This window comes from Flavobacterium quisquiliarum, assembly GCF_019308285.1.
GTDB classification, from domain to species: domain Bacteria; phylum Bacteroidota; class Bacteroidia; order Flavobacteriales; family Flavobacteriaceae; genus Flavobacterium; species Flavobacterium quisquiliarum.
On the sequence record NZ_WWEM01000036.1, the window covers coordinates 180,989 to 192,437 of the forward strand.

An 11,449-nucleotide genomic window follows, 5' to 3' on the forward strand; every position below is an offset into this window, starting at 1 on the left:
AGTATTAACAAATAAATCCGCTTAAAAATGATCGATATATTACTTTCTCTATTCTTTTTTATTGCCACGATCGCAGGTCTTGCTACTTCGTTTATGGTTCTTTTTTCTAAAAAATATTTTTCTAAAAGTTTCTTTTTAGGAATGTTTTTATTGAGCCTTGCAGTAGTGAGTATCTATAATTTTTATCTGTCGGCAAATATGTTTAAAGAGTTCCCAGATCTTTTTACTATTACAAAATCGTTTATTTTTTTAGCTGCACCATGTTCTTTCTTGTATGTTCGAAACATTTTGTCTCCAAACAACAAGAACAAAAAATACGATTGGGTACATTTCATACCTTTTGGGATCTATTTCATTTTAACCCTTTTTGTTTACATTGGAAGTTTTACCGATTCAAAAATTGTTGATTATGTAGGCTCGATTATCAAAAATCCATTTTCTATTTTAACTCTTACGATTTGGCTTTTTTATGTGTTTTTTCAAACCATGTTGATTTTAAACTATGATTTGAAAAAGTTCAACGGAAACCAATTTCATAGAAGCAAAATAATCAATTGGATTAGAGTTTATAATCTTATGATTTTGTTTTTGTTTTCGGCGCTTTTCGTGTATCATTTTTTGTTGAGAAAAATAGATGCCGTAGATATTTCATGTTATTTCCTAATTTCAACGGTTTTATTTTTTACGGTTGGCTGGCTGTATTTCAGGCCTCAGATTTTTCACGATGAAGAAGAGGCATTCGATTTTGTGAGCGATAATACACTTCTTGTAAAATCTAAAGAAATCAAAACCAATCTGCCGATTCCGCACGAGCTAACTACTGATAAAAAAGAAGATTATCTCTTGAAATTAGATTATGTTTTAAATGCTCAAAAGTTGTTTCTAAAGAAAGATTTTGTAATCCGAGACCTTTCAGATGAAACGGGAATATCTGTACATCTTTTATCCAATTTAATCAATTCAGAATTCGGACTTCATTTTCAGGATTACGTTAATCTTAAAAGAATTGAATATTTTAAGGAAAAAATAAACGATCCAGAATGGAAAGATTTGTCTCTAGAAGGAATGGCTTGGGGATCTGGTTTTAAATCCCGTACAACCTGTTTTAGAGCTTTTATAAAACATACCGGAAAATCTCCTTCAGAGTACTTTAAAACCATCAGAATAAATCCAGAACGCACTACTACAAGCACTTACTATTTCAAGTAAAACTTCTCCTCCATAAAATTTCCAGTTATTAGCCACAGTTGTAAAGTCTTAATTCATTTTAAAACATTTCAGCATGAAAGCAAAGAATACTATTTCAGGAAAAGCATTGCGCCTTTTTTTAATGACAATGTTTGCAATGATTTCATTATACAGCAATGCACAATTAAAAGGCGGACATATTCTTGGTGCCATGGGACTTCAGTCTGGAACTCAAGCGCCAGAAAACACTTTAAGCGTTTATGTTCCAGCCTATATTTACACTGCAAATTGTCTTCGAAACGGTGATGGTGATAATATGGGAAATCCCGATTTAACTATGTTTATAACTGGTGTTGGAGCTAATTATGTTAGTGATTTTAAAATTCTAGGAGCCAATTATGGTGCTACAATTCTGCTGGCTGGAGCTTCTAATACCATTCAAGGAAGTTATGTTGATTCCAAAAGCAATTTTGCGTTTACAGATATGTACGTACAGCCTATCCAATTGGGCTGGCACAACAAAAAAGCCGACTTTGTTTTTAGCTACCAAATGTATATTCCAACTGGGAAATATGAATTAGGAGGAAGTGACAACAGCGGATTGGGAATGTTTATGAATGAGTTTTCAGCTGGAACTACTTTGTTTTTTAATGAGAAAAAAACGTTTCATTTTTCTGCATTAGCTTCTTATGAAATCAACGGAAAGAAAAAAGATACTGACATTAAAACAGGAGATATTTTCAGCATTGAAGGAGGTCTCGGAAAAACATTTTACTGCATGAATGCCGAAAAAACGGCACCAAAAGGAATATTGAATGCCGGATTAATTTATTATTTCCAATATAAAGTTTCAGATGATAAAATTCCAGTTGGGAACTTTTTAGTACTTGAGCCAGACAAAGACCATATTGGCGCTGTAGGAGCTGAGGTAAATTATCTTCATATTGGCTGTATGACGCAGGCAGGTTTTAGATGGGTTTCAGAATTTGGTGCAATAAATAGATTTCAGGGAAATACTTTTTTCATCACTTTGGCACATGTTTTCAGTTTAAAGAAAAAATAATGTTTTAGAATAAGGTAAATTTTAATTGTAATTAAAGATTCGAGTTCTTATGAAAAACAGAAAAACAAATATCTTATTCTCACTTTTAGTCCTTTTGTTCTTGAATACTTTAAGTGCGCAGAAATATAAAATCAGTGTGAAAGATTCCTTAGATGGAGCTTTTGATTTAAGCGATTACATTATTTATGCACATGGTTTTATTGTTGTTCCAACTATAATTACAGAACCAGCTTTAGGAAATATTGGAGGGGCATTAGTTCCTATTTTTCTAAAAAAACATGCTCCAGTAATTGATGAAGACGGCAAAAAACGATTCATAAACCCTGACATAACAGGCGGAATCGGAATGTACACAGGAAACAAAAGCTGGATGGCAGGTGCTTTTCGTTCGGCAACTCTGATAAAACCACGAATATTGTATCGCGTTGCAGCAGGTTATGGAGATGTGAATTTGTCATTTTATGCTAACAACAGACCCAATCTGCCAGATCAGGAATTCAAACTTAATTTTAGGTCAACGATTTTTTATACACAATGGCTCAAACAGTTTAAAAATGCAAAATGGAGCGCAGGACCTCAATATCTTTTTTTAAATTCTAAAATAAACCTGCCCGATTTTAATTTGCCACCGCCATTTGTAAAACCCGGTGATATAAAAAGTACGGTAAGTCAGCTGGGAGGCGCAATTCAGTTCGATAATAGAGACAACATATTTACACCAGACAAAGGAATCCGAATTCAGTCCGATTTCTTTTGGTCAGATAACGCAATAGGAAGTGACTACGATGCCTGGCGCGTTAATTTATCAGCAATAGGATATTATCCATTAGCTAAAACATTAATTGGCGGACTAAGGGTAGAAGGAGAGCAGGCGTTTGGGAGTCCGCCTTTTTATTTAAGGCCGGGAATTAACCTAAGAGGAATCCCAGCAGCGCGTTATCAAGGTAAAACCAGCATTGTAACCGAAGCTGAATTAAGATGGGACGTTTACAAAAGATGGAGCATTATGGGATTTGGCGGTCTTGCAAGTGCTTTTGACGATTGGGATAAGGCTTTTGCCAAACCTGTTGTGTACAGTTATGGAACAGGTTTTCGATATTTAATGGCCCGAAAATTTAAACTCAGAATGGGGGTTGACATTGCCAAAGGAAATGAAGACTGGGCATACTATATTGTTTTTGGAAGTAATTGGATGAGGTAGTTTTTTAGTCTTAGTCTCGGTTTTCAGTCTTACAGAGAACTTTGTCAAAGTTTTAAACTTTGACAAAGTTGCATCAATATTATTTTCTTTTCCAGTATGGCGCAACGATTTTGTTTTTCTTATGACATAAAATTAGTAATAAGATTGTTGCAACACTACAAAAAAGAATAGCTTGGAGGCTTCCTTCTGGCCCAAAAGCTCCTCCTGTGATTAATTCTGGCCCTTGTATTTTAGCTTCAAATAGGCTGTTTGTTTTTTCGTTTCCAGATGTGATAGCTCCAAAAATACCAGATTGGGTAAAGTTCCATGCAAAATGTATCGCGATTGGCAGCCATAAGTTACGGCTGTACATAAAAGCCACACCAAATAAAAGTCCTGCCATAGTAATACATAATAAAGAGAGGAAATCACTATGCGGATTTATTAAATGTAAACCTCCAAAAATAAGAGCAGAAATAATCAGGGAAATATAACTTCCTAATTTTTCTTCGATAATTCGGAACATAATCCCTCGTACCAAAACTTCTTCAATAATAGCAACGGTAAACATTAGTGCAAACGGAACCAGGATTAACCTAATTGGATTTACTGCAATAACGCTATAATTTCCGTTAAGATAAATTACTAAAATAGTAAGCGCCTGCAAGACAAAACCAATTGCGATTCCGATAGTAACATTGCTAAGAAATCCTTTTGCAGCAAATTCTGTTATGTCTCTTTTATCATATTTTTTAAAGAAGAAAATATAACTCAAAACACATGATACCGAAACAAAAAGTCCTTTTAAAAGATTTCGGTAATCTTTTTCCAGAGGAGTTAAATCCAGCAATTTTACAGCAATCTGCTGTCCGATAATAACAACGGCCATAAAAGTAAGCAGAGCAAGGATAATTTTGGTTATAGGAGAATTAAATGTTTTTTGTTTTAAGGTAAGCGTTTCCATTTGGTTTGGTTTAATGATTTATGATGAAGCAAAAGTAGCCCGCATCAAAATCAAAAAATAGAATGAAATTTGCCTTCTTTATAATTTTTGAAATTGTTTAGGTAAAAATCCAGTCTGGTTTTTAAAAGTTCGGATAAAATGACTTTGATCGGCAAAACCGCATTGAAAACTGATTTCCGTTAGATTCGCTTCGTTGGATTGTATTAGCGGAAGCGCACGATTAATTTTGATTCGGCGCATATATTCCCCCAAAGTACAGCCAAAATATTTAGGGAAATGTTTGGAGATTGTAATGGGATTTAAATTTAAAACCTTTGCTAAATCCTGTAGGTTTGGCGTTTCGTTCCAACTGTCGTTTAATAATTCATGCAGACTTTTTACCCAAAAAGGACTTTTTTCAAATTTATCCAAATAATGAGAAGCTTGGGAAAGCTGCGAAAACAACATTTTGATACTATCGTTCGAAAAAGTATCAGCGTTCTGAGTTTCTTTAAAAATCTTCAGAATTAAAAATTTAGTAACAGCGCTGTTTTGAATTGATTTCTCTATTACTGCTTCATTAATTTGAAGCTCTTTTAATAAATTATCTTCAATTTCGATATTAATATTTCGGGAAGGGAAAAGAGTATTTTGATTCAAATGCAGTTCGTCGCTGTGATAAAATAATAAAGAACCAGAACCAACAGTTTCGCTGAAATTTTTTCGTTTTTCTGTTGTGCCTCCTTTTAAGAAAAGGGTTATATGTGCATTATTGTGAGAATGCCAGCCTTCGTAAACGGTATTCTGATACTCTGTTTCTACAATAGCAATTCCCTCATTAGTATTGAAAATGTTTTTGGTGCTGCCTAGATATTTCTCTTTTTCCAGTTCGTACATTAGGGTTTGCTTTTCGGAATTGCAGCAACCAAATTACTTCATATTTGTTTAGATCCAAACTTTAATTACAAGTGATCGAAAGTTTTACATAATTTGTAATCTTATACATCAAAATAAAAAGATTGTGAAAAAATTAACCGCAGAATAGCAATAAATTACAAAAAAATTAATTGTTTTGTAACAAATTAGAAACATTAGAGACTAATTTTGTTAAATCTTAAACATAAATTATGAATACATTTTCATTCAAATCAGTGTTTGCGGCATCAGTATTTTTAGCTGGAACAGCAGGCTGTTTTGCGCAAGACGTGTTAGTAAATTCACTAAAACTAAACGCTAGCGACAAAAGTAAAGAGAACTTCAAATTTACAGAAGTAATTAACTTAGGAACAACATCAGTAAAATCTCAAGGATCGTCTGGAACTTGCTGGAGTTACTCAACAAACTCATTTTTAGAGTCAGAAATGATTCGTTTAGGAAAACAGCCTGTTGAGTTATCTCAAATCTATTCTGCAAGAAATGTGTATGTTGAAAAAGGAATTAACTATGTTCGTATGCACGGTGCAATTACACTTGGAGACGGAGGTGCTTTACATGATGTAATTAACATGTATAAAAAATACGGAACTGTACCAAGAGAAGTTTACACTGGATTGAACTACGGGACGGATAAAAATAAATTTGCTGAAATGGCTGCGCTTATCGAAGGTGTTTTGGCTGCAGTAGTTAAAAATCCTAACGGAGAATTGACACCAAACTGGCAAAAAGCTTACGCAGCAGTTATTGATTCTTACTTAGGAAAAGTGCCGGATAACTTTACATACAAAGGAAAAAACTATACACCGCAATCTTTTGCTAAAGAAGTAGTGGGAATTAACCCAGACGAATACGTAGAATTATCATCTTTCACAAACACACCATACTACCAAAAAACAACGATGATGGTACCAGACAACTGGTCATTGGATCAAGTTTACAACGTAAAATTGAACGATATGACAGATGTTATCGACAATGCGCTTAAAAAAGGATACACGGTAGCTTGGGCAACAGATGTTAGCGAAAAAACGTTCAGCTGGAAAAATGGTGTTGCTTATGTAGCAACTAAAAAATTCGACGATATGACTGCTGAAGAAAAAGCAGACTTATTTAACGGACCAAAAGCAGAACCAGAAATTACTCCAGAAATGCGTCAGGCAGCGTTTGATAACTACACTACAACAGACGATCACGGAATGCACATTATTGGTTTAGCAAAAGATCAAACTGGAAAAGAATACTATATCGTAAAAAATTCTTGGGGAGAAACAAACGACTACAAAGGTTTCTTGTTTGTAACTAAGAACTTCGTAAAATATAAAACTACTGCATTACTAGTAAATAAAGGAGGAATTCCTGGTGAACTTGCTAAGAAATTAGGGGTTTAATTAGACTTAGAAATTTTATAGAAAACAGAAAAGCGCTGCAATGAGAATTGTGGCGCTTTGTTTTTTACAAAGGAAAACTTGTTAAAAATATTTTTTTTTCGTACCTTTGTAAAACAAAAATCGGGAATTCAAAAAATTCTTGGCGGAAAAAAAAATGGCGTTCTTTACTGTTCTGGCAAATTTAATATTATTTCTAGGGGCTTTTAGTTCCTTAATACAAGAACCTGCCGATACAAAGGCAAATTACTTTAAAGTAAATGTTATCATAATTAGTAATGGTGAAAATAATTCAAAAATAAATAAGTCAGATATGGAAAAAAAAGTAAAACAAATTGAAGTTCAAAGTCCAGAAAACAATGTAAAGAACCCATCTCCTGTTCATTAATTTTTTTGTCAACATATAAAAAAAGAGGTTATCAAATATTTGGCAACCTCTTTTTTTTCGACTTCTAGTGAAAAAATATCAAGTTCTAAGGTGATATGTTTTTATGAATATTAATTTGAAAACTACGGTTAGCTAGTTATGATTTTTATTTGTCCTGAAAAATCTTTAAGTACATAATCAGAAACAACATTGCAAGCTGATTTAATCATTTGATCCGTGTATGGTTTTTGAAGTCTAATTATACCGTGAGATCCATCATGCATTAAAGAATATAAAAATTCATTTTCAGTAAAATTATCTATCCTTTCACAAAAAGTATTAAGATCAATATCTGGCGCTATAAATCGATTTATTGTCTCTAGTACGTGTCTTAGAGAATTTGGTGTTGTATGTGATGGATTTTTAGTTCCTTGAGATATTTCATAAATATCTCTAAGATGTTCTTCGTAAGGCATTATCAATTCATTGCCTAGTGTCTCAAGCTTGTTGTTTTCTAGAATAAATTTCTGATCTATAACTTTATTTCTAATTATAATAGACATAAATTCTAAGTTATGTGTAAGAATTATTAATCTTAATCTTGAAATATTGAACAGTTTATCTAGGGTTCTTATAATTTGTGATGTTGCATAAACAAAGTGGAAATCTTGACTAGATATGGGGTCATCAATGATAAAAAATAATTTGCTATAGTCCTCTTCTTTATTGATAGATCTATGTGATTCCGCAATAAAATAACAAAACGCAACAATGCTCTTTTCACCATTACTTAAAACATCGCTCGCATTTGATTCTAATAAGTGATTTTTGAATTTTATACAAAAGGTTTTATCATCGAAGGAATATTTGGAACCAAAAAATTTAGTTAGTAATTGGGTGAAAGTCTCTACAACTTTTTGTTTTTTTGAAATTTTTTCATTCTGATCTTGAATCCATAATTGGAGATTTTTTATTGCTTTTTTAATACTATCATCTAAAAGTGAAATTGAAATGTCTTCTTTCTTTTTTTCGAGTGCATCATCAATTATTTTATAGCTTGATTCTAATTTCGTTAAGTCTTCCAGTTCTTTTAAATTAATGCTTGCTAACGAGGGAATATATTTTTGATTTTTTAAATATTCAATTTCAAGATTCTTAAATGATTTTAAAATTTCATTGTTTTCTTTTTTCTCTACATTTAATTGTAATAATAAATCATTAGCTTTTTTTATTTGAATTGCTTCAGTTTCTGAAAGATATTCCAAATATTGATCAATTAGTTTTAAAGCATTTTCTTCAAGATTTTGCTCACAAAAAGGACATTCATCAGTTTTTTCTTTTAATAAAGAGATCCCTGTTTCGACAAATCCCTGTTTGTTTTTTATTTTAGTTTTGAAACTATCAGCAATACTGCTTCTACTAAATTTTTCATCTAGAAAAGAGATTATATTATCGAGAGTTTCAGTTTTCTTTAGATAACTAACATTTCTTAAGTCTTGTAAATTATCAGGAAGTGCTTTTAGCTGGTTATGTTTACTTATTAAATCATTGAAACTTTCTAATTCGACTACATTGAATTCACGGTTGAACAAGTTATTAAAAGTAATGTTTTGATAATCGCCAGTATTTTTTCTAATGGATAAATCATCTAGATCTTTTATAGCTTTTGCAACTTTTAATTTTAATTCTTCTTCTTTTGTTTTAAGTTCGTTAGAATTTGTTTTAAGTTCATCTTTCTCTTTTGTTAAATCAATTTTTTCTTTTCCAAGTATGTAACCTTCTATTTCTCCATTAGGCTTGTATTTTAGCCCTTCTAAATTTTCTTTTATATAATCATCATTAAATACGCGAAAGATGTAATCAGTTGTGTCTTTTGAAATGTTTGGGGTTTTGTCTCTTTTTATAGAGAACTCTAATTCTCTAATTATGCTAGGTTCAGTACTGTTCGTTATTTTGAATTTAAAAGAACCATCATTCTTTCCAATGGTTAATAATTTATTGGAATCGTTATTATCTAGTTCTTCTTTGTTTAATAATCTAAATGCCCTGCTTAGAAAGGTCTTACCCGTCCCATTATTTGCATAAATTCCCATTTCTAATGTACTGATATGGATTTTAGTATTTAGAGACTCATGTGGTCCTAAATTAACAGTAGATAACTCAAATGTAATGTTCTTAGCCATTATGTTGCAGTTTTAGTAATTAAAAAACAGTTCATTTTTATAACTTATTTCGGAACTTCTTATTCAATATCATTTTGCTAAATAAACTATTTTTGATGAAAAAGAATGATAGTATAAATACCTGATTTTTAATTAAGAAACTAAAATAAATTTTTCGAGTTAAATGTATGTTTTTGATTTTTAGATATTTTATGGATTTCCATAAAACCTAGTTGAATTAAAAAAAAGAAATATCAAATAGAAAGTTAATAAACAAAAAAAGAGGCGCAATCAATGCGCCTCTTTTTATTTTGTATATTCAAAATCAGAATTTATTTCCCCTTCATCAACCTCTCCAAATACTCCACTTTATCCTTTTCAGCCTGAACCAAACGCTCATAAAGTTCCACAACTTTATCAAGAGGATTAAATGAGCATTGATGATTTTGGCTAAAAGCTCCCTGGCTATTAGTGAAATCAGTATCAGTGAATGTGTTGAAATAATTTATTGCAGCTTCTTCCGAAAAATTCTTAATTCCTTCAACAGTTACACCAAGAGCTTCGGCAATAGCCTTAAGTTTTTCTTCGTCTATGGTTTCGCTGTTTTCAATAGCAGAAATAGCTTGTTGGTTGGTGCCCAAAGCCTGCGCCAAAGCTTCCTGCTTCATATCGCGAAGTTCACGAATACGGCTTATTTTTCGCCCAATATGGTTTGGTTTTGTAAGTGTGCTCATACTTCAAAGATATTTAAAATTCCTGAAAAATTTATTTGTGCTGTAAAATACAAATCACTTTTGTATGGTACATAGTTATTGTGTTTTCGGTACAAAAGAATCTATTTTATAATTTACAACAACAAAAATACAAATTTTCGTACATTTGTAGTTCCAAAAACTACAATTGTAAAATGCCATCAAGGCGGAAAACGAAAATAACTACATTCAAGAACAAAGTAATAGAGTCTTTGTTTAATCACTTCTCATCATTCTTTTCAAAGAAAAACTTAGAAATTATCTGGATATTTTCTTGAGCCGAACTTGAGAAAAGGAAGCTTTTTCCGTAATCAGGAACCATTAATTGAAAAAATGTATTTGAACGTTTTTTCAAGTTAGTTATAGAGATTGTTTAATTACAAAGCATTGAATACTATATATTTAATTAAATTTTAACTAAACTATTAATTTTATTGAATTGTTTATGAAAAACCTAAAAGCGTTTCTAAGCGCATTCTTAATACTGCTTTCTCTTAACTGTTTCGCTCAGATTTCAGAAAGTGCGCCAGCTGCTGCAACTAAAGGGACAACGATAATGTTAACAGATAATCTTGCTTCCAACAGTGATTATGTTATAAAATCCTATTATGTAGAAGAACGAATCAATAAACTTTTTGGTGGTCGAATTGTAACCTATGAAGTTACCAAATTAGATATGGTATACACCAACGATTTGGGACCGAATAACACTAGAACGGTAATTCCGAGATATGTCAAGAAAAAGCAAAAAGGAACAACGAGTTTAACGCATCCAGAAACTTCTGCTGAAACTTCTACAGTTTCTGTAGAACCAATTAAAGATGTTGTTACAGCTCCAGAGAATGCTGTAAATTATGTAAATGTAGATGTAACGAGTACCTATCAAAAAGTTTTAGATAAAGGCTATAAAACGCCAGAAATGCTTCAAAAAGTCGCAGACCGACTTTACTTTGAAGGAAACCTTAATACCGCAGCGGGTTATTACGAACAGTTGTTTATTCTGGTCAAAGATCCAGATGTTATTTATTATTACAGATACGCACAATCTTTAAAAGCAATCAACCAAATAGAAAAAGCAGATCTTTTGATGAAAAGGTTTAAAAGCGAGACTTTGGTGGCGAAGTAGAAGTTTTAGCCACAAAGACAGAAGGGCGCAAAGTTTTTCTATTTTAAGGATATAGTTTTGCCATTTCGAGCGAAGGGAAAAACCACACACGCAAATAAACACAGATTGGTAATATGCGAATATGCTATGTAGAGTTTCTTGAGTGATTTGTTTTAACCGCAAAATTTTAACGCAAAGAGCACAAAGGTCGCAAAGCTTACTTATTAAACTTTGCGACCTTTTCTGTTAAACTTATGTTCAATTTAAAGCAAAAAAAAGACGATCAATTTGATCGTCTTTTTTTAAGCTCCCCCTCTTGGGCTCGAACCAAGGACCCTCTGATTAACAGTCAGATGCTCTAACCAACT

Annotated in this window: 10 protein-coding genes; 6 read left to right on the forward strand and 4 right to left on the reverse strand. The window is 32.1% G+C overall.

The window, feature by feature from the left end; translation table 11 throughout:
- Positions 1-27: 27 nt before the first annotated feature.
- From GSY47_RS19445 to GSY47_RS19455, 3 genes are all read left to right on the forward strand, one after another.
- A complete protein-coding gene (locus tag GSY47_RS19445; protein WP_179000770.1) occupies positions 28-1,209 on the forward strand; it encodes a helix-turn-helix domain-containing protein in 1,182 nt (393 codons plus the stop codon).
- Positions 1,210-1,282: 73 nt separating this feature from the next.
- A complete protein-coding gene (locus tag GSY47_RS19450) occupies positions 1,283-2,251 on the forward strand; it encodes a SphA family protein (protein WP_179000768.1) in 969 nt (322 codons plus the stop codon).
- A gap of 49 nt (positions 2,252-2,300) precedes the next feature.
- A complete protein-coding gene (locus tag GSY47_RS19455) occupies positions 2,301-3,452 on the forward strand; it encodes a BamA/TamA family outer membrane protein (protein ID WP_179000766.1) in 1,152 nt (383 codons plus the stop codon).
- 79 nt (positions 3,453-3,531) lie between these two features.
- Here the strand turns inward: GSY47_RS19455 and GSY47_RS19460 are convergent, their stop codons facing one another.
- Positions 3,532-4,395: a CPBP family intramembrane glutamic endopeptidase gene (locus GSY47_RS19460; RefSeq protein ID WP_179000764.1), complete on the reverse strand. Its 864-nt coding sequence runs from the start codon at positions 4,393-4,395 to the stop codon at positions 3,532-3,534.
- Between the two features lie 78 nt (positions 4,396-4,473).
- Positions 4,474-5,271 (reverse strand): AraC family transcriptional regulator, encoded by a 798-nt coding sequence (locus tag GSY47_RS19465; RefSeq protein ID WP_179000762.1) that lies wholly within the window; start codon positions 5,269-5,271, stop codon positions 4,474-4,476.
- A 230-nt stretch (positions 5,272-5,501) separates the two neighbouring features.
- On the opposite strand from GSY47_RS19465, the gene GSY47_RS19470 reads away from it, so the two are divergent.
- A complete protein-coding gene (locus GSY47_RS19470; RefSeq protein WP_091490432.1) occupies positions 5,502-6,698 on the forward strand; it encodes a C1 family peptidase in 1,197 nt (398 codons plus the stop codon).
- A gap of 139 nt (positions 6,699-6,837) precedes the next feature.
- Positions 6,838-7,083 (forward strand): hypothetical protein, encoded by a 246-nt coding sequence (locus GSY47_RS19475; protein WP_179000760.1) that lies wholly within the window; start codon positions 6,838-6,840, stop codon positions 7,081-7,083.
- Positions 7,084-7,211: 128 nt separating this feature from the next.
- On the opposite strand, the gene GSY47_RS19480 is transcribed toward GSY47_RS19475, so the two are convergent.
- Positions 7,212-9,245, reverse strand: coding sequence for an AAA family ATPase (locus GSY47_RS19480; protein WP_219071514.1), 2,034 nt, complete (start codon positions 9,243-9,245; stop codon positions 7,212-7,214).
- Positions 9,246-9,556: 311 nt separating this feature from the next.
- Entirely contained in the window at positions 9,557-9,958 is a 402-nt protein-coding gene (locus GSY47_RS19485; RefSeq protein WP_179000756.1) for a helix-turn-helix domain-containing protein, read from the reverse strand.
- A gap of 463 nt (positions 9,959-10,421) precedes the next feature.
- Between GSY47_RS19485 and GSY47_RS19490 the strand changes: the two genes are divergently transcribed.
- On the forward strand, positions 10,422-11,102 hold the full coding sequence (locus GSY47_RS19490) for a hypothetical protein (RefSeq protein ID WP_179000754.1): 681 nt from the start codon (positions 10,422-10,424) through the stop codon (positions 11,100-11,102).
- Positions 11,103-11,449 lie beyond the last annotated feature (347 nt).